This is a genomic window from Leucobacter edaphi, assembly GCF_016522535.1.
GTDB lineage: Bacteria > Actinomycetota > Actinomycetes > Actinomycetales > Microbacteriaceae > Leucobacter > Leucobacter edaphi.
Genome location: NZ_JAEHOI010000011.1, coordinates 1 through 23,628, shown reverse-complemented (window position 1 = coordinate 23,628; position 23,628 = coordinate 1). Strand labels below are relative to the sequence as shown.

Annotated in this window: 23 protein-coding genes and 1 tRNA gene; 10 read left to right on the top strand and 14 right to left on the bottom strand. The window is 68.4% G+C overall.

Going from position 1 to position 23,628, the window contains the following annotated elements; all coding sequences use genetic code 11:
* Nucleotides 1-47: 47 nt before the first annotated feature.
* Nucleotides 48-968 (bottom strand): LysR family transcriptional regulator, encoded by a 921-nt coding sequence (locus tag JD292_RS10275; protein WP_200132664.1) that lies wholly within the window; start codon nucleotides 966-968, stop codon nucleotides 48-50.
* Nucleotides 969-1,042: 74 nt separating this feature from the next.
* Between JD292_RS10275 and JD292_RS10270 the strand changes: the two genes are divergently transcribed.
* The 5 genes from JD292_RS10270 (at nucleotide 1,043) to JD292_RS10250 (ending at nucleotide 6,522) form a co-directional block, all read left to right on the top strand.
* Nucleotides 1,043-2,707 carry an aminotransferase class I/II-fold pyridoxal phosphate-dependent enzyme gene (locus tag JD292_RS10270; protein ID WP_233614125.1) on the top strand — a complete coding sequence of 555 codons (1,665 nt, stop codon included), beginning with the start codon at nucleotides 1,043-1,045 and terminating at the stop codon, nucleotides 2,705-2,707.
* A gap of 204 nt (nucleotides 2,708-2,911) precedes the next feature.
* Nucleotides 2,912-4,438 (top strand): amino acid permease, encoded by a 1,527-nt coding sequence (locus JD292_RS10265; protein WP_200132663.1) that lies wholly within the window; start codon nucleotides 2,912-2,914, stop codon nucleotides 4,436-4,438.
* Nucleotides 4,435-5,454: a universal stress protein gene (locus JD292_RS12500; protein ID WP_200132662.1), complete on the top strand. Its 1,020-nt coding sequence runs from the start codon at nucleotides 4,435-4,437 to the stop codon at nucleotides 5,452-5,454. Before JD292_RS10265 ends, JD292_RS12500 begins: the two co-directional genes overlap by 4 nt.
* Nucleotides 5,455-5,501: 47 nt before the next feature.
* Nucleotides 5,502-5,576 (top strand) — tRNA-Gln (locus JD292_RS10255).
* 586 nt (nucleotides 5,577-6,162) lie between these two features.
* A complete protein-coding gene (locus tag JD292_RS10250) occupies nucleotides 6,163-6,522 on the top strand; it encodes an immunity protein CdiI family protein (protein WP_200132661.1) in 360 nt (119 codons plus the stop codon).
* A 319-nt stretch (nucleotides 6,523-6,841) separates the two neighbouring features.
* Here JD292_RS10250 and JD292_RS10245 read toward each other — a convergent pair whose 3' ends face one another.
* The 9 genes from JD292_RS10245 to JD292_RS10205 form a co-directional block, all read right to left on the bottom strand.
* Nucleotides 6,842-7,324: a hypothetical protein gene (locus tag JD292_RS10245; protein WP_200132660.1), complete on the bottom strand. Its 483-nt coding sequence runs from the start codon at nucleotides 7,322-7,324 to the stop codon at nucleotides 6,842-6,844.
* Between the two features lie 2 nt (nucleotides 7,325-7,326).
* Entirely contained in the window at nucleotides 7,327-8,058 is a 732-nt protein-coding gene (locus JD292_RS10240; protein WP_200132659.1) for an ABC transporter ATP-binding protein, read from the bottom strand.
* A 209-nt stretch (nucleotides 8,059-8,267) separates the two neighbouring features.
* Nucleotides 8,268-10,082 (bottom strand): ABC transporter ATP-binding protein, encoded by a 1,815-nt coding sequence (locus tag JD292_RS10235; protein ID WP_233614122.1) that lies wholly within the window; start codon nucleotides 10,080-10,082, stop codon nucleotides 8,268-8,270.
* A gap of 1 nt (nucleotide 10,083) precedes the next feature.
* Nucleotides 10,084-11,040: an ABC transporter permease gene (locus tag JD292_RS10230; protein WP_200132658.1), complete on the bottom strand. Its 957-nt coding sequence runs from the start codon at nucleotides 11,038-11,040 to the stop codon at nucleotides 10,084-10,086.
* 1 nt (nucleotide 11,041) lies between these two features.
* Nucleotides 11,042-12,001 (bottom strand): ABC transporter permease, encoded by a 960-nt coding sequence (locus JD292_RS10225; protein WP_200132657.1) that lies wholly within the window; start codon nucleotides 11,999-12,001, stop codon nucleotides 11,042-11,044.
* Nucleotides 11,998-13,584, bottom strand: a complete 1,587-nt coding sequence (locus tag JD292_RS10220; RefSeq protein ID WP_369411231.1) for an ABC transporter substrate-binding protein — start codon at nucleotides 13,582-13,584, stop codon at nucleotides 11,998-12,000. Before JD292_RS10220 ends, JD292_RS10225 begins: the two co-directional genes overlap by 4 nt.
* A 150-nt stretch (nucleotides 13,585-13,734) precedes the next feature.
* Nucleotides 13,735-14,808, bottom strand: a complete 1,074-nt coding sequence (locus JD292_RS10215) for an alpha/beta hydrolase fold domain-containing protein (RefSeq protein ID WP_369411230.1) — start codon at nucleotides 14,806-14,808, stop codon at nucleotides 13,735-13,737.
* A 225-nt stretch (nucleotides 14,809-15,033) separates the two neighbouring features.
* Nucleotides 15,034-15,204: a hypothetical protein gene (locus JD292_RS10210; protein ID WP_200132656.1), complete on the bottom strand. Its 171-nt coding sequence runs from the start codon at nucleotides 15,202-15,204 to the stop codon at nucleotides 15,034-15,036.
* Between the two features lie 337 nt (nucleotides 15,205-15,541).
* A complete protein-coding gene (locus JD292_RS10205) occupies nucleotides 15,542-15,859 on the bottom strand; it encodes a YegP family protein (protein WP_200132655.1) in 318 nt (105 codons plus the stop codon).
* A 272-nt stretch (nucleotides 15,860-16,131) separates the two neighbouring features.
* Between JD292_RS10205 and JD292_RS10200 the strand changes: the two genes are divergently transcribed.
* Entirely contained in the window at nucleotides 16,132-17,262 is a 1,131-nt protein-coding gene (locus JD292_RS10200; protein WP_200132654.1) for a YihY/virulence factor BrkB family protein, read from the top strand.
* A 2-nt stretch (nucleotides 17,263-17,264) separates the two neighbouring features.
* Here JD292_RS10200 and JD292_RS10195 read toward each other — a convergent pair whose 3' ends face one another.
* The 3 genes from JD292_RS10195 to JD292_RS10185 all read right to left on the bottom strand — a co-directional run bounded on the left by JD292_RS10195 (nucleotide 17,265) and on the right by JD292_RS10185 (nucleotide 19,343).
* Nucleotides 17,265-17,786 (bottom strand): S26 family signal peptidase, encoded by a 522-nt coding sequence (locus JD292_RS10195; protein ID WP_200132653.1) that lies wholly within the window; start codon nucleotides 17,784-17,786, stop codon nucleotides 17,265-17,267.
* The gene (locus JD292_RS10190) at nucleotides 17,773-18,471 is read right to left on the bottom strand and encodes a hypothetical protein (RefSeq protein ID WP_200132652.1); all 699 of its coding nucleotides are present in this window, start codon (nucleotides 18,469-18,471) and stop codon (nucleotides 17,773-17,775) included. Before JD292_RS10190 ends, JD292_RS10195 begins: the two co-directional genes overlap by 14 nt.
* A 128-nt stretch (nucleotides 18,472-18,599) precedes the next feature.
* Nucleotides 18,600-19,343, bottom strand: coding sequence for a hypothetical protein (locus tag JD292_RS10185; RefSeq protein WP_200132651.1), 744 nt, complete (start codon nucleotides 19,341-19,343; stop codon nucleotides 18,600-18,602).
* Nucleotides 19,344-19,575: 232 nt separating this feature from the next.
* Here JD292_RS10185 and JD292_RS10180 point away from each other — a divergent pair, with 232 nt between their 5' ends.
* The 3 genes from JD292_RS10180 (at nucleotide 19,576) to JD292_RS10170 (ending at nucleotide 21,767) form a co-directional block, all read left to right on the top strand.
* Nucleotides 19,576-20,430 (top strand): SDR family NAD(P)-dependent oxidoreductase, encoded by an 855-nt coding sequence (locus JD292_RS10180; protein WP_200132650.1) that lies wholly within the window; start codon nucleotides 19,576-19,578, stop codon nucleotides 20,428-20,430.
* A gap of 130 nt (nucleotides 20,431-20,560) precedes the next feature.
* Complete coding sequence (locus JD292_RS10175; RefSeq protein WP_200132649.1) at nucleotides 20,561-21,157, top strand: TetR/AcrR family transcriptional regulator; 597 nt, start codon at nucleotides 20,561-20,563, stop codon at nucleotides 21,155-21,157.
* Between the two features lie 157 nt (nucleotides 21,158-21,314).
* Nucleotides 21,315-21,767, top strand: coding sequence for a nuclear transport factor 2 family protein (locus JD292_RS10170; RefSeq protein ID WP_200132648.1), 453 nt, complete (start codon nucleotides 21,315-21,317; stop codon nucleotides 21,765-21,767).
* Nucleotides 21,768-21,800: 33 nt separating this feature from the next.
* On the opposite strand, the gene JD292_RS10165 is transcribed toward JD292_RS10170, so the two are convergent.
* A complete protein-coding gene (locus JD292_RS10165; RefSeq protein ID WP_200132647.1) occupies nucleotides 21,801-21,998 on the bottom strand; it encodes a hypothetical protein in 198 nt (65 codons plus the stop codon).
* Nucleotides 21,999-22,133: 135 nt separating this feature from the next.
* Between JD292_RS10165 and JD292_RS10160 the strand changes: the two genes are divergently transcribed.
* Nucleotides 22,134-23,543 (top strand): dipeptidase, encoded by a 1,410-nt coding sequence (locus JD292_RS10160; protein ID WP_200132646.1) that lies wholly within the window; start codon nucleotides 22,134-22,136, stop codon nucleotides 23,541-23,543.
* Nucleotides 23,544-23,628 lie beyond the last annotated feature (85 nt).

Sequence of the window (23,628 nt, the reverse complement as noted above, 5' to 3'; positions counted from 1 at the left end):
GAACGTCCCCGCGAAGCGCGAAGCGCGGAGGACGGCAGGGCGCGGCGCTACCGGATCCCGTCGACCGCGTGCCGGACCGCCCCGGCGAGCTGGCGAACGGCGGTCGACGGCTCGCGCGTCGCCGCCTCGGTCGGGGCGACGAGCAGCACGGATCGCGCGAACGAGGGATCCTCGATGGGGAGGAGCACGACGCCGGGGTGCACGGGGGCGCTCGCGAGCCGGGCCACGAGACCGATGACCATTCCGGCGGCGATCATTCCGAGCATCACCTGGAAATCGTCGGTGCGGATCGCGACCTCCAGGCTGCGGCCCTCGGCGGCGAACGCGTCGACGACCACCTGGTCCATCGGGTCGTTGGGCGTCGCGCCGAGCAGCCAGCGCTCATCGTGCAGGGTCAGGAGGGCTGAGCGGTCGATCGAGGTGCGCGAGGCGAGCCGGTGCTCGGCGGGGAGCGCGAGCAGGAGCGGATCGCGCAGCACCTCGGTGGCGGCGATCCCGGAGCGCAGCGGCAGCTCGTATCCGGGAACCGAGTACACGAGCGCGGCGTCGAGTTCGTGACGGTTGACGTGCGCGATCAGCGGGTCGACCTCCTCGAGCACGGCGTCGAGTTCGATCCCGAGCGCGCTGATCTCGGAGACGATCGCCGGCAGCAGGTGGGCGGCCGCGGTGGGGAACGTGCCGAAGCGGAGCTTCGCCCGGCCCATCTGGGCGAGGTCGCGGGCGTCGTGGAGGGTGCGGTCCGCGAGCGTGAGGATCTGCTGGGCGCGATCGAGGACGAGGTGACCGACCGGGGTGAGTGTGCTGCCGCGCTTGGTGCGCGTGAGCAGCGGGGATCCGACGAGCCGATCGATGTTGTGCAGGTGGTAGTCGACCGTTGGCTGGCTCCAGCCGAGCAACCGGGCTGCCCCGGTGACGGAGCCCTCGGAGTGGACCGCGCGCAGGGCCCGGAGCTGTCGCAGGTCGATCATGCGAGCACCTTTCACCTATCCAATAGTTGATGGAACGAAATTCCGTCCGTTCCATCACAGAGAGCATATGTCACATGCGAGAACTCTCGGGGATTCCCCAGCGGGCCGAGGCGCGCAAGCATGGGGGAATGCTCATCGATGCCAGCGCTGCCGCGCGCACGGAAACCCCGCTGATCCCTCGCGATGAGGCCACGACCCCCGGCGAGGCCGGCCGCACGACCGGCGAGCCCGAGGCGTTCGACCACACGCTGACCCCATATGCCTCCGCGCTCGAGCGCTACGTCGAGAGCGGTCCGACGCACCTCATGGTCCCCGGGCACGGCGGCTCGGATCGCGGGATCAACGGCCGTCTCGCCGAATTCCTGGGCGAGAAGGCCATGCACCTCGACGTGCCGATGCTGATCGACGGCATCGATCTCCCGACCGCGGAGCACCCCCGCACCCCGCTCGACGAAGCGCTCGCGCTCGCCGCGGACGCCTGGGGCGCGCGCCGCACCTGGTTCCTCACCAACGGCGCCTCGCAGGCGAACCGCACGGTCGCGCTCGCGGTCCGCGGTCTGGGGGACCGCGTCATGCAGCAGCGCAGCGCGCACTCGAGCTTCAGCGACGGCGTGCTCGTCGCCGGCATCACCCCGAGCTACGTGTTCCCGAACGTGGATCACGACAACGGGATGGCGCACGGCGTCTCGCCCGAGGCGCTCGATCGCGCGCTCACCGAGGCCGAGGCGCGCGGCGAGCGCGCCAACTCGGTCTACGTCATCTCCCCGAGTTACTTCGGCTCCGTCGCCGACGTCCGCGGTCTCTCGGAGGTCGCTCACCGGCACGGCGCCCCGCTCATCGTCGACGGCGCGTGGGGGCCGCACTTCGGCTTCCACCCCGAACTGCCGGAGTCTCCCGCCCGCCTCGGCGCCGACCTCGTGATCTCGAGCACCCACAAGCTCGCGGGCTCGCTCACGCAGTCCGCGATGCTGCACCTGGGGGAGGGCCCCTTCGCTGATCGACTCGAGCCCCTGGTCGAGCGCGCCTTCGGCATGACGGCCTCGACCTCGACGAGCGCCCTGCTGCGCGCCTCGCTCGATATCGCCCGCCACGCACTCATGACGGGCACCGAGCAGATCGGCCGGTCGATCGAGGAGGCCAAGCGCTTCCGCGAGATCCTGCGCCAGGATTCGCGCTTCGCCGTCGTGAGCGACGATTTTGGCGCGTTCGACGACATCGTGGACACCGATCTGCTGCGCGTCCCGATCGACGTCTCCGTGACCGGCGTGGGCGGCCACTGGCTGCGTCAGCGCCTGATCGAGGCGAACGACATCTATTTCGAGATGTCGACGGCGACCTCGATCGTCGCGGTGATCGGTGCGGGCAAGACGCCGGATCTCGACTTCACCTACCGCGCGATGGTGGAGGCTGTCGAGTCGCCGGAGGCAGCGGCCGAGCGGGCGGCGCACGCCGGCGCCGAGCGCTTCCCGAGTCTGCCGGCTCCCGGCGCGATGCGCGTGAGCCCCCGCGAGGGATTCTTCGCGGAGACCGAGGTCGTCGACGCATCCGCGGCGGTCGGCCGCGTGTCCGCCGACACTCTCGCGGCCTACCCGCCCGGGATTCCGAACGTCATGCCGGGCGAGGAGATCACCGATGAGGCGGTGCGGTTCTTGAGCGCCGTCGCGGCGTCTCCGACCGGCTATGTTCGCGGCGCGATCGATCCCGCCGTCACCAAGTATCGCGTGATCAGGGATTCTTAGGGCACGCCAGCGCGCTCCTCTCGCGGCGGGGTGCTCCGGAGCACTGTTCCGAACACCCCAACCGCGCGGCGCGCGCAACACCTAGACTTCGCGGTACGAACCGCGGCAGCCCGGACCTCCCGGGCGCCCGACCTGCAATAGTGTCGGGGAGGAAAAACGGGGAACGGGTCCCCGGATGAGACGAAGAAGTCGGAGAACGACCAGATGACAAGCACGTTGCGGCAGCAACTCTTCCGTGTGAAGCCCGTCCCAAAGGACGGCGGTGAGAGCGGCAGCACGCTCAAACGCAGCATCGGCCTCTTCCAGCTCACGCTGATCGGCGTCGGCGGCACGATCGGCACCGGTATCTTCTTCATCCTGTCCGAGGCGGTTCCCGTCGCCGGACCGGCCGTGATCTGGTCCTTCATCATCGCCGGCGCGGTCGCGGGTCTTTCGGTGCTCTGCTACGCCGAGCTCGCGAGCAGCGTTCCCGTCTCGGGATCCTCCTACTCCTACGCCTACAGCACCCTCGGCGAGCTGCCCGCGATGGGCGTCGCCGCCTGTCTGCTCCTGGAGTACGGCGTCTCGACGGCAGCCGTGGCGGTCGGCTGGTCCCAGTACGTGAACCAGCTCTTCAACAACCTGTTCGGGATCCAGTTCCCGAAGGAGCTGCTCGCCGCCCCCGAGGAGGGCGGGATCATCAACCTCCCCGCGGTCATCCTGATCGCACTCTGCTGCCTGCTCCTCATCCGCGGCACCTCGCACTCGGTCGTCGCGAACACGATCATGGTGCTCATCAAGATCGCCGTCCTGCTCTTCTTCGTCGCGGTCGGCATCACCGGCTGGAACGCCGATCACTTCGCCGACTTCGCGCCGTTCGGCCTCACCGGCATCATGACCGGCGCCGGCATCATCTTCTTCTCCTTCGTCGGTCTCGACGCCGTCGCCACGGCCGGTGACGAGGCGAAGAACCCGCGCCGCAACCTGCCGATCGCGCTCATCGCCGCGCTCGTCATCGTGACCGGCGTCTACGTGCTCGTCGCCATGACCGCGCTCGGCGCGCAGGCCTCGGGCGACTTCGACGGCCAGAGCGCGGGCCTCTCCGCGATCCTGGAGAACATCGTCGGCGCCACCTGGCCCGGCACGGTCGTCGCGGCAGGTGCCGTGATCTCGATCTTCAGCGTGACCCTCGTCGTGCTCTACGGCCAGACCCGTATCCTGTTCGCGATGTCGCGCGACGGCATGGCGCCGAAGATCTTCCAGAAGGTCAACCCCCGCACGATGACCCCGGTCGCGAACACGATCATCGTCTCCGTCATCGTCGCGATCCTCGCGGGCGTCCTGCCGATCAACTTCCTCGCGGAGATGACCTCGATCGGTACGCTTGCCGCGTTCCTCGTGGTCTCGATCGCCGTCATGGTGCTCCGCCGCCGCGAGCCGGATCTGGAGCGCAAGTTCCGCGTCCCGCTGTACCCCGTGATCCCGATCCTGTCGATCATCGGCTGCCTCTGGATCATCAAGGATCTGCGCCCGATCACGATCATCGTGTTCGCGATCTGGACCGTGCTCGTGCTCGTCTGGTACTGGTTCACGGGCCGCAGGAACTCCGTGCTCGGCCACCAGCTGAAGACCGGCATGATCCGCCTCGTTGGCCCCGGCAAGTACGTGATCGAGGACGAGGACGCCTACGCCGAGTCGATGTCGATCCCCGTCGTCGGCGAGGGATCCGAGCGCGAGGGCGGCCGCAAGTGAGCATCGTCGTCGGCGTCGCCCCCGGGCACGTCTCCGAGGGGGCGATCAACCTCGGCGTGCTGCTCGCGCGCAGCTACGGCCGCGAGCTCGTGGTCGCGGCGATCAACTCGGCCGCATGGCCGCCGAGCGAGAGCGCTGTCGACAGCGAGTATCAGCGGTTCCTCGTCGAGCAGGCCGAGGAGGCTCTCGACGCGGTACGCCCGCTCGTTCCCGCCGACGTGACCGCCCGGTTCCTCGTCCACGGCGCCTCGAGCGCCCGCCGCGGCCTCCTCGAGGTCAGCGAGTCGGAGGGGGCGATGCGCCTCGTCGTCGGTTCTGCGGGGAACGCCGCCGCAGGTGAGATCGGTCTCGGTTCGGTCAGCACCGGCCTCCTGCAGGGCGCGGACCTGCCCGTGGCGATCGCACCGATGGGGTACGTCGCGCCCGAGGGTGCGCGTCTCTCCCGCGTGACCGCCGCGTACAGCGGCACGGACTCCTCGGTGGAACTCGTGCTCGGCGCCGCCGCGATCGCCGCTGAGGCCGGCGCCGGGTTCCGGATCGCGTCGTTCCACACGCGGCCCCGCTCCTTCGTGTCGGCGAACATTTCGCTGCGCGCGGAGGACGAGGTGCTCGCCGAGTGGGAGCGCCTCATCCGCGAGCGCACCGCGGGAATCCTCGACCAGATCGAGGGCTTCCGCGACCTGCCAGCCTCGCTCGAGACCGCCGTCGGATCGGGCGACGGCTGGGGGAGCGCCCTGCGCTCGATCCCCTGGCAGGAGTCCGAGGTGCTCGTCGTCGGGTCGAGCAGCCTCGGCCCGCTCGCCCGGATCTCGCTCGGATCGCACGCCGCGAAGATCGTCCGCTCGTCGCCCGTGCCCGTGGTCATGGTGCCGCGCCGCGCGAGCGAGGAGTACGCCGCGCGCGCTGACGCCAAGCACGGCACTGATCCTCGGGGTTTTCCGCGCATCGAGGAGGCCCGGACGCGAACGCCGCGCCCGGGCCTCCTCGATTGGACGAGAAGCCGGGACTTCGGGTAGAGTAATCTCTCGGTGCCGCGCTCCTCGGAGCAGCGGAATCCCACCCTTGGGGTATGGTGTAATTGGCAACACGACGGTTTCTGGTACCGTTATTCTTGGTTCGAGTCCAGGTACCCCAGCCAAATGAAAGGCCCTGGTTTCCCAGGGCCTTTCGTGTTTTTCCTCGCGATCCCTCACAGCCCGGTGCCGCATCATCTTCCACAGCCTCGCGCATGAACCCTACGTGTGGATCCACCGGCGGTGACACTTGAAAGCGCGACGCTTCATCTACTCCGGCTGTGGCAAGCAAAGCACAGCACTCGACGCGGACCTTAGAGTGAAAATCTCTCGCCGGGGCCTGCGACGGGCCTTGGAAAGGGGCGTCCGTTAATGCTTGTCTGTTGCCAGGGTCGCTGAGGGGTACCGGGCCGCCTGGAACACCCCAAACACCGGGGTTCTGGGCGGGAGTTAGTGGCCGATGAGTAATGACTTGCATGCTTTGGATGGGTCACCACGACAGGTGTAGACGAGCGTGTCTGGAGGCATGCCCGAAGCGGCGACAAAAATCCCGGAAGTCTTGACGAAAGCAATCCAAGAGGGAAAAGTCGTTGGTTACCCAGGCAAGGGGACGGGGAGGCCAATCTATGAGTTCGAATACGAAGGTAAGACTTTGAAACTTGCAATTACTATCGGTGGCAACGGCTATATTGTGGGGGCGAACTTCTCCAAATGAAGAGTCTTAAGATTGACCTCGAGGTCGAGGACCCGAACGAACCGCCCGCCATCGATGTGCACTATGAGTGGACTCAGTTCGCTCTGTGGATGTCAGGGAAGTATGGCTACGGCAACTTGGATGGTCACGAGATCGGTTTGAGCGCTGAGCTCGTGCAAGATTTGTGCGAATGGGGAGACCGGGCTGATGCTGTTTTCCCGGCCGATGATCCAGCGAGCTTTGAACTGTCGGACGGTTTCCTGCAGGAGGGTTACGAATTGGCGCAGCGAGTTCGTGCTGAACTCCCTGCTGAGTGGGTAGTGACAGCTTGGAATCCCGTACTGGGATCAAACGTTGAACTTTCCCTCGAAAGTTAATGTGTAAGGGTGCCGGAATTACGCACTCGCAACGAATCTCGAATGCCTGCTCGGAGCGGGACCTTGCCGTGAGCAAGCGGGGCAGCGCGGCGCCGTGAATGGCAGACGCAAGGGTGCACGGCACGGATCTGCGTCAAGTGAATTGGCCTAGTTTTTGTTCTGAACGGTTTCCTGTCATCCGGTCGGTGACAGTAGCGTCTCGGTTTCAGCAGAATGGGCCTGTTCGACCTCGGCCGGGGTTCGAGGATCTCAGCGGAATTTTCAGGGTCAGTGGCGGGACGAGGACGAGAGCCGCGGTCGCGTAGTAGTTTCTGATTCCTCAGGCCAGAAGGCATCCGAAGGCCACCGCGGGGAGACTGGCGGACACCATGCCGAGTCCCACCTCGAGAGTGACCTCATCGAACACGAGGCTCAATCCCGGGTTCCTCAGCCAGATAAGGCCTATCGCTGACCACGCTGCGAGCAGGAACAGGGACATTCCGGCGCCGACGATCGCGGTGGCGGCGACCTTTGCGAGCAGAAGCTGCCGCTTCCCGTTCAGTATCAAGCTCCGATCAATCGATTCGTAGTAGAACTCTCGGGTGACTGAAGAGGCGGCGATGGAGGCCGTCGCAATGGAAATGCTTCCCGCTGGACGAAAGAACGCGTGGCTCGCCTCTACGGACGACACCCCGGAGAGACCATCGAAGCCACTTGTCTGGGTGAGAACAAAGAATGGGATGAGGAAGAAGTACAGCGCCGCGGCAATGAAGGAGAATCCGCTGACCGCCCGGAGCAGTTCTGCTGCAACAGCGCGTCGCATTCCTACTGAGCCGCAAATGGGTCAGTCAATTCGAAGTACTTCTCTTCGAGCGTCGCGTTGTCTGCACCCACGAGCGACTCATGGGTACCCGCGTACAGTACGGTGCGTTTCATGATCACGAGCTCGTCAACGATGCTCGAAAAATCTGCAAGCTGGTGACTCGACACCAGCACGGTTCCGCCCTCGTCTGCGAATGTGCGGAGGTTCTGTTTCAGCCAGCGCAGATCTTCCGGGTCCAGACCGTTCCCCGGCTCGTCGACTACAAAAATGGGTCGTGACCCGAGGAGCGCGGTCGCAAGCCCGAGGCGCTGCACCATTCCCGTGGAAAATGTCTTTACGCGTCGTCTCGCCAGCGCCGCTAAGTCGACTTCCCGCAACACTTCGTCCACGCGACTCCGTGGCTGGCCGAGCGCGAGGCAGGCGATCTTGAGATGGCGGCTGGCGGTGATACCGGTCTCGAACCCGATTCCGTCAAGGTGGGCTCCGACGACCAGCCCGCGGTTCTCGGGCGCCTCGAGCGGCTTGCCTAGCGCTGTTGCGGAACCGCGCGTGGGACGCAGGAGGCCGAGAATACCGCGAAGGGCCGTCGTTTTGCCGGCGCCGTTGGGTCCCAGGAACCCGACGATTGGGCCCGGAGCAACGCTGAAAGTGATCCCCTCGACTGCTCTGATCCGACCGAAGTGCTTTGAGAAGCCGTCATACTCGATGCTCGGATGCCGGGAGGAGTCGGGCATGAGCGCCTTTCACGTGCCGGAGTGCGTTCCACAGCTCGAAGTCGCACGGGTCCTGCGCATTCTCGGACGCCGTCCATGCTGACGACCCGCACTACGCAAGCACCAACATTTTTCGCACCGAATTGGTCCCTCTGCCCCCACGCATGCTCGGTGGACGTTCGGAGACGAGTTTCATTCCGGTTGCGTGTGCGGCCCGCCCCTGCCACCCCTCACAGCGTCGGGATGTTCGCGAGCAGCTCCCTCGTGTAGTCGTGGCGCGGGTGCTCGAGCACGTCGTCGACGGGGCCGTCGTCCACGATCTCGCCGCGGTTGAGTACGGCGATGCGGGTGGCGATGTGCCTGGCGAGGGCGATGTTGTGCGTCACGAATAGGATCGTGAGCTCGCGTTCCTCCTGCAGCGTGTGCAGCAGCGAGATGATGTTCGCCTGCACCGAGACGTCGAGCGCGGAGGTGATCTCGTCGCAGACGAGCACCTCGGGCGTATTCACGAGCGCGCGTGCGATCGCGGCGCGCTGACGCTCGCCGCCGGAGAGGTCGCCGGGCCGGCGGTTGAAGAACTCCCGTCCGAGCTGCACCGCGTCGAGCGCGTCGCGCACGCGTTCGCGTCGCTGCTGCGCGCTGAGCTCGCCGGACATCTCGAGCGGAACGGAGAGCGACTGGCCGAGCGTGCGGCGCGGGTTCAGCGATGAGAACGGCGACTGGAAGACGTACTGGATCGCGCGCCGCTGCTCCTGGGTGCGGTCCCGCGTGGACCGCGCGAGCTCCGCGCCACGATAGGACACGGAGCCCTCGTAGTTGCCGAGGAGCCCCGAGATCGCGCGCGCGAGCGTGGTCTTGCCCGATCCGGACTGGCCGAGCAGCAGCGTGCTCTCGCCGAGCCTGAAGTCGAGATCGATGCCGCGCAGGACCCGGTTCTTGCCGTACGCGACGCTGAGGTCGCGGACGGAGACGATCGGCTCCGGGGGAGTGTCGGCCGCTCCGGGCGCCTGCTCCTCCGCGCCCGGCTCGTCACTCGTCTCGGCGCTGCGCCGCTGCGTTTCGACGAGTTCCGGGTTCGTGTGCCGCAGGATGTCGAGCTCCCCGGTGAGGAAGTCCGCGGTGCGCGAGTCGAGCTTCCAGCGCTTGCCGATCTGGTTCTTTCCGGCCAGATCGGGGACGGCCGCGAGGAGACGGCGGGTGTAGGCGTGCTGCGGGCGGCCGAGCACCTGCGCCGTTTCCCCGACCTCCACGAGTTCGCCGTGCAGCATCACGGCGACGCGGTCCGCGATCTCGGAGACCACGGCGAGGTCGTGCGTGATGTACAGCCCTGCGACCCGGTTCTTGACCGTCATATCGCGGATCGTCTCGAGCACCTGCTCCTGCGTGGTGACGTCGAGGCCCGTCGTGGGTTCGTCGAGCACGATCACGTCGGGATACATCGCGAACGCCATCGCGATGCCGATGCGCTGCTGCTGCCCTCCCGAGAGCTGGTGGGGCCACCTGCGCTGGTAGGCGTCGGTGTCGGGAAGCCCGACCTCGCGCAGGACGGAGCGCACCCGCTCGTCGCGATCCGCCTCCGAATCGCCGAAGCCGTGCACGTCGAGCACCTCCCTGATCTGCTGGCCGACGCGAATTCCCGGGTTCAGCGAGAGCGCGGGGTCCTGCGGCACGTAGCTGACGCGTGCGCCGCGCAGCGCCTGCCGTGACGCGTCGTCGACCGTGAACATCTCGGCGGGGTCGCTGTCGTGGGAGGCGTGCAGGGTGACGGTTCCGCGCGTGAGTTCGAGTCCCCGGCGAATGTGCCCGAGGAGCGCGAGGCCGACGGTCGTCTTGCCGGATCCGGACTCGCCGACGAGGGCGAGGATCTCCGCGGCCTTCAGGCTGAGCGACACGTCCGAGACCACGGGGAGCTCGGTCGCCGTCGCGGAGATCGTGAGTCCTTCGACCTCGAGGATCGGTTCTTCCGCGATCATGCGCGAGTGCCAGGCGGTTCCGTCCTTGCGGCTCACGGTTGCGGGGCGGGCCGCTGCGTGTTTCTGAGCCATGTTAGTTCTCACCTGCGTTCGTGTTGGCGGATGCGCGTGCGATCGAATCCGCGATGAGGTTGGTGCCGATGGTGAGCACTGCGATCGCGAGCACCGGGAGCAGGACGCCCGCCGGCTGCAGCGAGAGCGCGATGCGGTTCTCGTTGATCATGAGGCCCCAGTCTGCGGTCGGGGGCTGCACGCCGAATCCGAGGAACGAGAGCGAGGCGATCGCGCCGATCGAATAGGTGAGGCGGAGCCCGGCCTCGACCGACAGCGGGCCGGTGATGTTCGGCATGATCTCGCGGAACAGGATCCGCCAGCGCGGCACCGCGTACATTTCGGCGGCGCGGATGTAGTCCTCGTTGATGACGTTGAGCGCGGCCGAGCGGGTCACCCTCGCGATTCTCGGTGCGTGGGTGATCCCGATCACCGTGACGAGCACCCAGCCGTGCGGCCCGAGGACGGTGACGGCGAGCAGGGCAAACAGCAGCTGCGGCACCGCCAAAAGCACGTCATTTGCGCGCATGATCAGGGAATCCAACCAGCCGCCCGCGTAGGCGGCTGCCATGCCGAATGCGACGCCGATGGCGAGCCCGAGGAGGGTCGCGAGGGCCGAATAGAACAGGAGGCTGAGTCCGCCGGCGAGGAAGCGCGACCACACGTCGCGGCCGAGGTTGTCGGTGCCGAACAGGCCGTCCGGCTGGAAGGGGCGGCCCGCGAACTCGGTCGCGGTGTAGCCCGTCGCCCACGGCAGCAGGAGCGGCCCGAGGAAGGCGAACAGCAGGACCACGGCGGTGAGCACGACGCCCACCTTGGCCTGGCGTTGCTGCCAGAACCGGGACACGAGGGTGACGCGCGAGCTCGCGGCGCCTCCGCCCCCGTGGCCGGGCTCAGCGGACGGTGCTCCCGTGTTCGGGCCCTGCGGGATCTGCCCATCTGAGCTGTGGACACTCGCAGCTTCTCGCTGGTTCGACATATTAATTCTCCCCTCGAGTGTGCAGTTTCGGGTTCGCGAGGATCCCGATGATGTCCGCGATGAGGTTGACGACCACGTAGATCGCCGCGACGATCATCGTGATCGCCACCACGACCATCACGTCGCGATAGTTCACCGCCTCGATGAGGGCCTGCCCGAGGCCCGGATAGCGGAACAGGAACTCGACGACCACGACGCCGCCGGCCATCCACGCGAGCTGGATCGCGATGACCTGGGCGACGGGTCCGATCGCGTGCGGGAGGGCGTGGCGCCAGATGATCCGGCGCTCGGGAGTGCCCTTCAGGCGCGCCATCTCGACGTACCCGGAATCCAGCACCTCCAGCATGGTCGCGCGCATCATGCGCGCGATGTAGGGCGTGACGACGAGCACGAGCACCAGCACGGGCAGGATCAGCTGCGCCGGGTAGTCCCACACCTGGGTGCCCGGCGGCTGCATCGTGACGGCGGGGAGGATCGGGAACACGGTGGTGGCGAACAGCGCGACGAGTGCGATGCCGACCACGAACTCGGGGAGCGCGGCGAGCACGAGGGAGATGCCCGTGATCGCGGTATCGGTGGCGCGGCCGCGCCGGAGCGCCGACCAGATCCCGACGATGATGCCGACGGGGATCGAGATGATCGCCGCCGAGACCATGAGGAAGAGCGAAGCGCCAACCCGCTGCCCGATGAGGGCCGAAACGGGCTGCGAGGTCGCCGCCGAGACACCGAAGTCCCCGACGAAGAGTCCGCCGAGCCACAGCAGGTAGCGCTTCCACGCCGGCTCGTTGAGGTTCATCTGCTCGTGAATGGCGGCGATCCGCTCGGGCGTCGCCTGCTGCCCGAGGATCGCCTGAGCGGGATCACCGGGGAGGAGCAGGGTGACGAAGAAGATCACCATCGAGACGACGAGCAGGGTCGCGACGCTGATGGCGAGTCGCTTGACGATCAATCGCAGGATCATGCCGGTTCTCCAATCCACACGCGACGCAGTTGGAACCCGGAGAGCGGCAGGCCCGTCGCGTTCGGAACGAGGCCGCCGACGTAGCTCTGGTAGGCGTCGAGCTGGTTCGCGAAGCCCCAGATGATGTTGCCCCCGCGGTCGTACATGATTTTCTGGGCCTGCTCGATCAGGCGGTTCCTCGCCGCCTCATTCGTCTCTCCGCGGGCCCGCTGCACGAGCGCCACGAACTCCTTGTCGGTCCAGTGCGTCTCGTTGAACGGGGAGTCCGGCATTGCGCCGGAGTTCGCCTGGGGCAGGAAGTTGCGCGTGTACCAGAAGCTCTGCGAGAACGGATAGTTGAGATAGTCGCCCCAGTAGGAGGTGAGATCCATCTTCTTGATCTTGACCGTGATCCCTGCCCCGGCCGCCTGCTCGGCGAACACCTGTGCCGCCTCGACGACGCCGGCCTGGATCGGGGCCGTCACGAGTTCGACGGAGAGCCCGTCCGGGTGCCCAGCTTCGGCGAGCAGGCGCTTCGCCTCGGCGAGATCCTGAACCCGCTGCGGGAAGGAGGGATACGCGGGATCGAAACTCGCGAACATGTCGTTTCCGACCGTGCCGTACCCGGAAAGGACCTGCTCGACCATCTGATCGCGGTCAACAGCGAGGCGGAAGGCCTGCCGCACCCTGGCGTCGTTGAAGGGGGCGACGTCGGTTCGCATCGTGAAGGGAAGCCACATGCCCGTCTTGGAATTGAGGATCTGCATGCGGGCGTCGGATCCGATGACCTCGGCGAGCGCCGCCGGGATCTGCGCGACGGCGTCGACCTGGCTCGACAGCAGCGCGTTGATGAGCGCGTCGGTGTCGTTGAAGTTGAGCAGCTCGACCTCGTCGAGGTAGGGCGCCTCATCGCCCCAGTAGTGCGGGTTCCTGCGCAGGATCGTCGACTGACCCGGCGTGAAGCTCTGCAGCATGAAGGGGCCGGTGCCGACGGGTTTCGCCGGGTCGAAGTCCTCGGGGACGATGGTGATGGAGTACTGCCCGAGGCTGTCATCGAGCGCGGAGTCCGGCTGGCTCAGACGGAACTCGACGGTGTGCTCGTCGAGGGCAACGACCTCGCGCAGATGGCCCAGGCTCGCCGCGCCGCTCTTGGGATCGTCGGGGTCGATGATCCTGCGCATGCTCGCCACGACGTCCTTCGACGTCACCGGCCGGCCGTCGCAGAACTTCACGCCGGGGCGCAGCTTCGCCGTCCAGACGGTCGCGTCGGGGTTCGACGTCACCGATGTCGCGAGCAACGGCTGCAGGACGAAATCGTCGTCGCGGTAGAGAAGCGCGTCATACATGTTGATCGCCCGGGCGACGTCGCCGAGGTTCGTCGCGATGGCGCCGTCGAGGGTGTCCGCGGCGCCGCCGCCGACGAAGCCGATCCGGAGAGTGCCGCCCGTGACAGGCGGGCCGATGTCGATCGGGCCGGTCTTGAGAGCCGGGGGCCTGCCGCAGGCGGTCAGGAGGCCGGACAGGCCGACCAGGAGTGTCGTGCCGATGAGTGTGCGGCGGGACGGGGTCCACCGCGCGTGGTGCAGATGCGATCCGCTGTTCACCTTGAGTCGCTTCCTTTCGCGTTTCCAGGTCCGCGGGTGCGGTTGAGCTGGGATTCGTCGGGCCGAGTTGCGATGCTCGGTGTGGGCTTCGGTCTGTTTCCTGGTGGTCCTGCGTTCTCTCGGGGGGTGGTGCCCGCGTGGGGCGCTGGTCTATTCTGCGAGCCGGTCTCGCGCGAACTCGGCTCCGCGGGTGAGCGCAGCGCCGGCCTCGTCGAGCATGCGGCCGAAGTGGAGGAAGGAGTGCAGGACTCCGGGGACGATCTCCCACTCGACCTCGTGGCCGGCGGCCTCGAGCCGCGTCGCGAGTGCCTCGCTGTCGTCCCGCAGCGGATCGAGTTCGGCCCCGATGATGAGGGCAGGAGGGAGCGCCGCGTCGAGGTCTGCCGTCAGCGGCGAGGCGTACGGGCTCTTCCGGTCCGCTGGCTTCGACAGGTACGTGTCGGTGATACTGCCGAGGTCGTCCGAGGACATGCCGTCCCAGAAGCCGCCGTAGCTGGCGCGCGAGGACGAGTTCGCGAGACCGTACGCCCCGTAGTAGAGCAGCATCGCGCGGAGCGAAGCGAAGACCCGATCGGGATCCGCTGCGGCCTCGGGGACGCGGTCCGGTTCGTCACGCAGCAGGAGCGCGGAGCCGAGCGACAGCGCGGCCCCCGCGGAGTCGCCGGCGACGGCGAGCCGCCCGCCGTCGAGTCCGTACCGTTCGCCGTCGAGCGCGAGCCGCGCGATCACTCCCGCGCACTCGTGCAGGGCCTGGGGGAACCGCGCCTCGGGGGAGAGCGTGTAGTCGACGGCGATCACGGCCGCGCCGCTGGCTTCCGCGAGGACCCGCGCGATCCGGTCGTGGGAGTCGAGGTTCCCGAGGGTGAAGCCGCCGCCGTGCAGGAACACGATCGCGGGGAGAACGCGCGCGTCACCGGGGCGGTGCATGCGCACGGGGACCTCCGTTCCGGCTGCGTTGATGAGGAAATCCCTGGTCTCGTGCATCCGCGGCCCGCCCTGGTTCCAGAACGCCCGCTCCGCGAGGTACTCGGATCGTGCCGCGGCGATCAGCGCGGCGCCGTTCGGGCCCGGCCGGGGATCCTCCGCGAGCGTCCCGTCGGTTGCCTGATCCGCGCCGTCGGCGCGCAGGGCCGCCGCGCGGTCGAGCTGGTGCTCGACGACGGCCCGCATCTGCGGGGTGAATGCGTCTCGAATGCGCTCAGGGATCGCGGAGAACGTCTGCACGGCTTTCCTTTCGGCTCGCGGGTACGGGGAACGGGAGGCATGAGGGCGTCGCACGAAGATGGGCGCGGCGACCGGGCGATGGGATTCGCTGCTCGGCGAGTCACGGCTCTGAACGCGGAGATCGCGCACCGGCTCAGGTGCGATCCGATGCGCAGGGAACGCGGAACGTTCGTCCGGGCGCACCCGGACTGCCCCGGCCGTTGGGCACGGGGCTGAATGAGCTCGTCAGGGAGGGGTCCGAGTCTTGATCAGGACACGCTCGATGAACTGGTCGGAGCGCCGGTTCGGGTCTGACAGCGCGGGCACGGAGGCACGGAGCGCGAAATTCGCACGGGCAGCGGCGCCGCCGTGTGCGACCTTGCGGTCCTGAGTGACCTGCTGCGCTGAGCTTGCCATGCCACGACGATAGGTGGCCCGATCAGGACCCGCAAGCATCAAAATTGGATGAGATTCTTGGTTGGCGACGCGGAGCGAGCGGTTTGCCGGGGCGCCGTCTTCCCATAGCTGGCAACGGCCTGGCGCCCAGGCACGCTCCGGATTTGCGGAGCGTTTCGCGACGGAAACTGGCGCCCGTGATGTTATGCAATCGTGATAATTGCCGCGAAGGCGCGCGGAAAACCGGGAAAGTGTGCCGCGGTGAGGGGCGGAGCGAGGCGAGCGTGATCGGGCCTCGCGCCGGGCGCACGCGAACCCCGGTGCGGAGCGGCCACCGCCCGGCGGTACACTGCCCGGGCTAGGGCCCCTCGGCCGCGCCGACCTTGCTCTGGACATTGTCCGCCGCGCGCTGCGCGTTGCTCTTCGACGCGAAGGCCTCGCCGGAGGAGGCGACGATGTGCCCGCCGCGCTTGGCGCGCCACCGGAACTTACCGCCGGCGTCCTCGTACACCTCGAAGTTCGCCTCGGCGGCCCCCTCCTTGAACGAGGCCGCGGCACGCTTCGCGTTCGACATGCTCGCGAACGACTCCCCGGCCCAGCACACCTGCTCGCCGTTCCCGGCGATCAGCCACCAGCTCGGCTTGCCTCCAGAGTTGTTTTCCACCTTGAATCGCACGGCGTTCCTCCGTTCGGGGGCTCCGCATCGAGCCCTATGGAATCGAAATGCTACCAGGCGTTTTTAGCGTCGTGACGAGCAAAATATGGCGAAATTGTGGACGCCTGGGAAATCGTCGGTGCGGCGTTTGCCCCAGTGTTCTTGCGGCCCGGTTTCGTGCACGGGGCGGCGCTCGAGCTCGCGCCCGGCCCGTGCCTCCTGTTTCCGAGTGAAGTCCTGATCCTGGCGGAAATTTACCGCAGTGAACGCGGTTGCTTTACTATGCTGACAGCATGAGCGAAACAGCGGGAAAGCGGCACTCAGGCACCAACGGTCTGCGGGAGCACGAGGTTCCGGTCGGAGAGGCTCCGGCCGGTGAGGGGGGCGACGTCTCGGTGCAGACGCACGCCCCAGCGAAGCCGCAGAAGCTCCCGAACCGGCTGATCGGCAAAGCGCTCAAGCACCGCATCGTGCGCGCTTTCCTGCGCTATTCCGAGAACCGCGGCTCGATGCTGGCGGACAGCATCACCTACCGGGCCCTGTTCAGCGTCTTCGCCGCGGTCCTCCTCGGCTTCTCGCTCGCAGCGCTCTGGCTCGGGGGCAATCCGGACGCGATGCAGGCGCTGTCGAACGCGCTCGAGAAGCTCATTCCCGGGATCGGCAAGGTGATCGACCCGACGAAGATCGATGCCCCGAAGAGCTTCTCGATCGTCGGCGTCGTCTCACTGCTCGGCCTTATCGGGGCCGCGATCAGCGCGATCGCCAGCCTGCGATCCGCGCTGAGGGTGCTCGCCGATGAGATGCAGGACGACGTGCTCTTCATCTGGGCGATCCTGCGGAACCTCCTGGTCGCGATCGGTTTCGGCGGTCTCCTGGTTGCCGCGGCCGTGCTCACCGGTGTCGCCTCGGTCGCGGGGAAGGTACTCGCTGAGTGGCTCGGCTACGAGGCTGGCGGGACGACGAGCGTCGTGGTCCGGATCGTGAGCGTCCTGCTCGTGTTCGTGATCGACGCGATCGCGATCGCCCTCGCATTCCGCGTGCTCTCGGGCGTGAAGCCACCCGCCCGCGCGCTCTGGACGGGCGCGGCGATCGGCGGAGTCGGCCTCGTCGTGCTGCAGGAACTCTCCGGCCTGTTCGTGCGCGGAGCGACCACGAACCCGCTCCTCGGATCGTTTGCCGCCCTCGTCGCCTTGCTCATCTGGTTCAACCTTTCATCCCAGGTGATCCTGATCGCGTCGAGCTACATCATCGTGGCGACGAAGGAGGCCCGCGAGCCCGTGCGGGAGCGTCACGGGGCCGCGACGCTTCTGCAGCACCGCCGCAGGCGCGCGGAGGACCGGGCGAGGATCGCGGCCGACGACCTGGAGAAGGCGCGCGAAGCCGAGGCCGAGGAGATCGAGAAGATCGAGGCGGGGAAAGCCTGAGCTCAGGCTGTCCGGGATTCCGGCGGCGCCAGCCCGGCCGGCCGGCGGCCGGTCAACGCGGCCCAGAGCACCAGGGCGATCGACCCGAGCGTGATGCAGATCTTGCCCTCGCCGCTCATCGCCGCCGCCGCAGGGATCGCGAACGGTGCGGCGATGCGATGCAGAACCTGGCCCGTGATCTCGCTGTGCGGCACGCGGCGGTGGTCGGCCTCAGCGTTCGCGTCCCCCTGCAGCACGTAGAGGCCGTCTTCCGCGTGGATCACGCGGTGCACGTAGGCGGTCTCGCCCAGCCCGACGACCGCGAGGTCGCCAACGTCGAGCGCCGCGGGCGCCTTCCCGAGGACGAGGACGTCTCCTCGCTGCAGCGTCGGCGACATCGAGCCGCCGCTGATGACGGCGAAGCGCACGCCGAACGCGTGGGCGAGCGGCGCCGCGAGCAGCAGGATCGCGCCGATCGCCACGAGCGCCCACGCGACGATGCGCGCCGGCCGTCCGCGCCTCCGCCGCACCTCAGCCTCGGACATCGCGCTGCCCCGTCGCGGTCACGATCACGGTGAGCGCGTACTCGGCCCCCTGCGCCTCATTGCCGAGCGTTGGAGGGGGAGTGGCGGCAACGCTGAGCTCCGTCGCCTGTCCGGGCCCGAGCCGTGCCGGACCCTCCGCGGCTCCGGCGAAGCGGGCCGTGACGGGGAGCGCGTCGAGGTGGGACGCGGTCGGGCGGAGCTCCGCTGCCGCGGACACCGTGACGGGCTGCGCGAAGCGATTGGTGAGCGCCACGGTCAGGATCGGGGCATCGTCCCCGGGGAGGATCCGTCCGATCCGTTCGTTCCGGTCGATGCCCGTGACCTCGAACAGCCGGCATCCGGCGCCGTAGCTCGTGTCGAGCCGCTCCGGGCCGGCCTGCGCGCGCGATACTCCGACCGCTTCCGCTCGCGGTGCGGTCAGCTCGGCGCCCGCGAGGAGCGCGAGGAAGGCGAGTCCGCCGATACCGGCGGCGATCGCCGTGCCGCGGTTCCGTGACCGTCGTGAGCGATCGGCGCGGAGATTGAGCGCGCTCGCGAGGAGGATCACGCCGGCTCCGGCTCCGAGGAGCGCGATGGCGAGGAGCGGCAGCCAGGTGGGTGACGCGCCGCCGAGCTGGGGGAGCGTCTCGCCGAGGCCGGTTTTTCGGGTGGTGATCGTTGCAACGCACAGCGGGGGCGGATTCATGATGCCTTTCTGATGAACCACTCGAAACCGGTCAGTGGGCGGGGCGCGGTGACGGCGGCCGATGCACGCGGGGTGCACCGGCCGCCGTTCCGTCCTGCCGGCCGGCGGGGGCGGCTGGCGGGACCGCGTTAGTTCGCGACCCAGGTGTTGCCCGTGGGAACGGGCGTGTTCTTGACCTGCGTTGCCGTGACGTTCACCGCGAACGCCGCGCTCTTGGCCTGCAGCGCGGTGTCGGTGGCGGTGCCGGGCAGGCTCGCGTTGACCGCGACCTGCGTCTCAGCGCCCGGCGCGAGCGGCGCTGCGAGCTGGAACCTGCCGCTCTGCCAGTCGGTGAGCGAGCGCGTCGTGCTGGGGCCGTCGGCCGGTCCGACCGTGAGGCGGGCCTGGAGGGCGCCGGCGAGGGTTGCGTCTGCCCCCTCTCCGACGGGGATCCCGAAGTTCAGGTAGACCGGCTCCGAGCCGCTGTTACGGACCGTGATCAGGGTTTCGGCCGCGTCGCCCGGCATCAGGCCGGTGACCTGGATCGGGCTCGAGTTCGCCGCGGTCGCCGCCGTGACGTTCACCGTGCCGGTCGTCACCTGCTGCCCCGTGACGGAAGCCTGCGCCGTGAAGAAGGCGTTCATGAGCGCGGTGCCGCCGAAGCCGAGCGCGAGCGCGCCCGTGCCCGCGATCACCATCACCGCGAGGTTGCGGCGGAGCCGGGAGTGGCGGCCCAGGGGGGCCTCCGCGGGGTTCTGCGCTGGGGAGAAGTCCGGAGCGCCGGGAGCGCCGTGGGCGACCCCGTCGGCGAGCATGGGCGGACCGGTGGGATCGGTCTCAGTCGGGCGAGGGAGCGAGCGGGACAGCGGCGGGGTGAGGGACTGCGAGGTCATCGATGGGATCCTTCCCGGTGTGGATGGGACTGCCTTGCGCTTCTGGACAGTAATCGACACCTGTAGTGCAATCCACTGTTCGCGGCGGACTCCTCGCGCGCAGGGGTCGGAGGGAGCGTCCAGGGTTGGGCGGAACACTGGACCCGACGGGGGTTCTGCCGCAGGCCAGCGACGGCCTCCGCCTGGACGCTGTCAAATAAATCGTGCCGGATCAGGACGTTAGGGTGGGCGCATGGGAACCAAGGCGAAGCACCCGACCGAAGACGAAGTCATCCGCGGCTCCAGCGTGCTGATCACCGGCGGCGCGCGCGGCATGGGCGAGCTCTACGCGCGACGTGCCGTGGCCGCGGGCGCATCCGCGATCGCGCTGTGGGACGTCGACGGGGACCGCGCGCGTGCGCTCGCCGCCGAGCTCGACCGCCCGGCAACCGCGGTGCGCGCCTACGTCGTCGATCTCGGGGACCGCGAGGCAATCCGCGAGGCGTACGCGCGCACGGTCGCCGAGTCCGGCGCGCCCGACGTGCTCATCAACAACGCCGGGATCGTCCGCGGTGCGCTGTTCTGGGACCACGACGCCGAGCGCGACATCGAGGCCATCATGCGGGTCAACACGCTCGGTCCGATGTGGCTCACCCGCGAGGCGCTCCCGGACATGATGGCGGATCGTTCCCGGCCGAAGCGGATCCTGAACGTCGCCTCGGCTGCCGGGCTGCTCGCGAACCCGCGCATGAGTGTCTACGCCTCCTCCAAGTGGGCAATGCTGGGGTGGAGCGATTCGCTCCGCCTCGAGCTCGAGCGCGAGGACGCCGGCCGGGTGCGGGTGACGACCTTCTGCCCGAGCTACATCTCCACGGGGATGTTCGCCGGTGCCCGCGGGCCGCTCATGACTCCCGTCATGACGCCGCGCCGAGCGGTGGCGGCAGCATGGCGGGGCATGATCCTCGGAACGCCGATCGTCACGAAGCCGTGGACCGTGAAGCTGTCCGCCGCGCTCCGCGGTGTCCTCCCCGTCCGCCTGTGGGACCTGATCGCCGGGAAGATTTTCCACGTTTATTCCTCGATGGATCGCTTCACCGGCCGATCCTGACGCCTTTATCCGGGGCGTAAGGCTCCTCTCGCCGCACGAAAGACGGGTGGAAAATCTCGAGCGAATCGAAATCTCGGGTAACGCCTGGCTTACCCTGATTCGTGGGGGACTACTCGTGCGAGAGGCAGAAGTGACCACAGGAGCAGGACGACCCCGCGACCGCAGAATCGATACGGCGCTCGTCGAGGCCGCGACGGAATCGATCATGCGGGACGGGTTCCCGGCGGTGACGATCGATGGCATCGTGCGCCGCGCAGGCACCACGAAGCCCGCGTTCTATCGCAGGTTTGCGAGCATCGGCGACATGATCCCCGCGATCCTCGCCGCGCGCTTCGCCCTGTCGGCGAACATCGATGAGGGATCTCTGCGCGACGACCTGCTCGCCTTCCAGCGCGAGCAGGCGCTGATCTTCGACGACGAACTCGTGCGGCAGGCGATGGCCGGCTGGCTCGCGTATCTCTCCTCCCGTCGCGGCGACGCTGAGGTCTTCATCTCGGGCTTCCTCGGTCCGCGGCTGGAATCGCTCAGCGCGATCCTCGTGCGCGGGGATCTGCGGGGCGAGATCGAGACGCCCAGGGACCCGCGCGCGGTGCTCGATGTGCTCGTCGGGCCGCTGCTGCTCCGCTCCGTCGTCCCCGGGTTCGAGGCGATCGACGGGGTCGTGGTCGAGCGCACCGTCGAGACGGCTCTCGTCTACGTGGGGGCCCGGGAGCTGGCCCGCTCGTAGTTCGCGGCTCGCCTGCGCGTCTGCCTTTCTGCGCGTCCGCTCGCCTGCGCGTCCGCCCGTTCCCGCGCCCGTCCGTTCGCGCGCCCGCCCGTTCGCGCGCCCGCCCCGCAGCTGGTAACGTTACCTTTCGTAACCAAACCGTCGAGGAGGGTGCGAGATGTACGGAACGATCGTTCGCCGCAAGGTCGAGCAGGTGTTCTCCGAGATCAATCGGGGCAACTGGCACGCGATGGTCGACGGCCTCGGCGACCCGTTCCACTACCGCTTCCACGGCGACCACGCGCTCGGCGGGGTGCGCACCTCGCGCGCCACGATCGAGGCCTGGTGGGAGCGGGTGACGCGCCTGCTGCCCGGCGCGAAGTTCGAGGTGCGCGAGGTGCTCGTCACCGGCTGGCCGTGGCGCACGCGGGTCGCCGCGCGCCTGCGCGTGAGCGGAGACCTCCCGACCGGCGAGGTCTACGACAACACGATGTTCCAGTTCATGACGATCCGCTGGGGGCGCGTCACCGAGATCGAGACGCTCGAGAATCTCCAGATCCTTGAGCGCGCCCTTGCCTCGGTCGCGGCCGCTGGCCAGACCGAGGCGATCGCTGCGCCGATCGTCGACTGAGGACTCGCAGTGCCTGGCTGCAACCCGGCGTGACTAGTCCTCCGGGTCGCCCTTCGGCAGGCCGAGGATGAACCCGGCGACCGCGCCGATGGCGAGCCCGACGCCCGCACCGGCCCCCACGGTCCCGGCGAGCGCGCCGACCGCCGCCCCGATCGCGACTCCCAGAATGATTCCAGCGGCGACCCACACCATCGGGGCGCCCCTGCCGGACCGTTTCTCGCGTTCGCTCATGGTTCCAGGCTACGCGATTCGCGGTGCGTGCTTCGCGGTGCTGCGCCCGGCGCTGAGGCGTTTTCCCCGGGAGTAGTCTGGGGTTCGGCCGACAACGGCGAAGCGGCAGAGCCGAACACGAAGAGGAGCAGCGAGATGACGAGCGAGCCACAGCCACTTGATGAGAACCTGATCAGGGAGGCGGTCGAGAAGCGTCACGATGAGACCCTCTCGGACCTCGAGGCGCTCGTGCGGATTCCGTCGGTGTCGTGGCCTGCGTTCGACCCTGCCCACGTCGCCGAAAGCGCCGAAGCGATCGCCGCGCTCGTGCGGGAGAGCGGGGTGTTCGACCTCGTGGATATCCGCCGTGCACCGATCGAGGGCGGGGAAGAGCTGGGCCAGCCCGCGGTGATCGCCCGCCGTGAATCGCGGAACGGCCGGCCGACGGTGCTGCTCTACGCGCACCACGACGTGCAGCCGCCCGGCGCCGAGGCAGCTTGGGAGTCGCCGGCATTCGAGCCGACGCGCCGAAACGGCCGCCTCTACGGGCGCGGGGCCGCGGACGACAAGGCCGGCGTCATGGCGCACCTCGCCGCGATCCGCGCGGTCGCCGACGCCGCTGCGGCCGAGGGGAGGGAACTCGAACTTGGCATCGCGCTCTACATCGAGGGTGAAGAGGAGTGGGCCTCTCAGTCGTTCGGCAACTTCCTGCGGGAGAACCGGGAGCTCCTTGCCGCGGACGCGATCATCGTCGCGGACTCGAGCAACTGGGACGAGGACACCCCCGGCCTCACGGTTGCCCTGCGCGGCGCAGCGGCGTTCAACCTGCGTATCGACACGCTCGACCGAGCGTCCCACTCCGGCATGTTCGGCGGGGCCGTACCCGACGCGATGATGGCGACCGTGCGCCTGCTCGCCACACTGTGGGACGACGACGGCGCGGTCGCGGTCGAGGGGCTCCGATCGGCCGATCTCGCTTCGCCTGACTACGACGAGGCCCGCCTCAGGGAAGAGGCCGGTCTCCTCGAGGGCGTCAGCCCGATCGGCCGGGGCGAGATTCTCTCCCGGATCTGGGCGCAGCCCTCGATCACGATCACCGGCATCGACGCGACCGATGTGGCGAACGCCTCAAATACCCTGATCCCGTCGGCGCGCGTGCGGATCAGCGCCAGGGTCGCCCCCGGCCAGGATCCCGCCGAGGCGTTCGCGGCGATCAAGGCGCACCTCGAGGCCCGCGCCCCGTTCGGCGCGCAGCTCACCTTCGAGGAACCGGGTCTGGGGCAGGCGTTCCTGGTCGATACGAGCGGCTGGGCCGTCGAGGAGATCCGCGGTGCGATGACTGACGGCTGGGAGAAGGCGCCCGTCGACATCGGGGTCGGCGGATCGATTCCGTTCATCGCCCAGCTCGTCGAGGAGTTCCCGGCCGCGGAGATCCTCGTCACCGGAGTGGAGGACCCGGACGGTCGCGCGCACAGCCCCAACGAGTCGCTGCACCTCGAGGCCTTCCGCAAGGCCGTGCTCAGTGAGGCACTGTTCCTCGGCCGCGTCGACGCGCGCACCGCGTAAACCTCCGAGGACGCGGCGAGGGGGGGGGGGGGGGGGGGGGGGGCCCCCCCCCCCCCCCCCCCCCGGGGGGGGGGGGGGGGGGCGG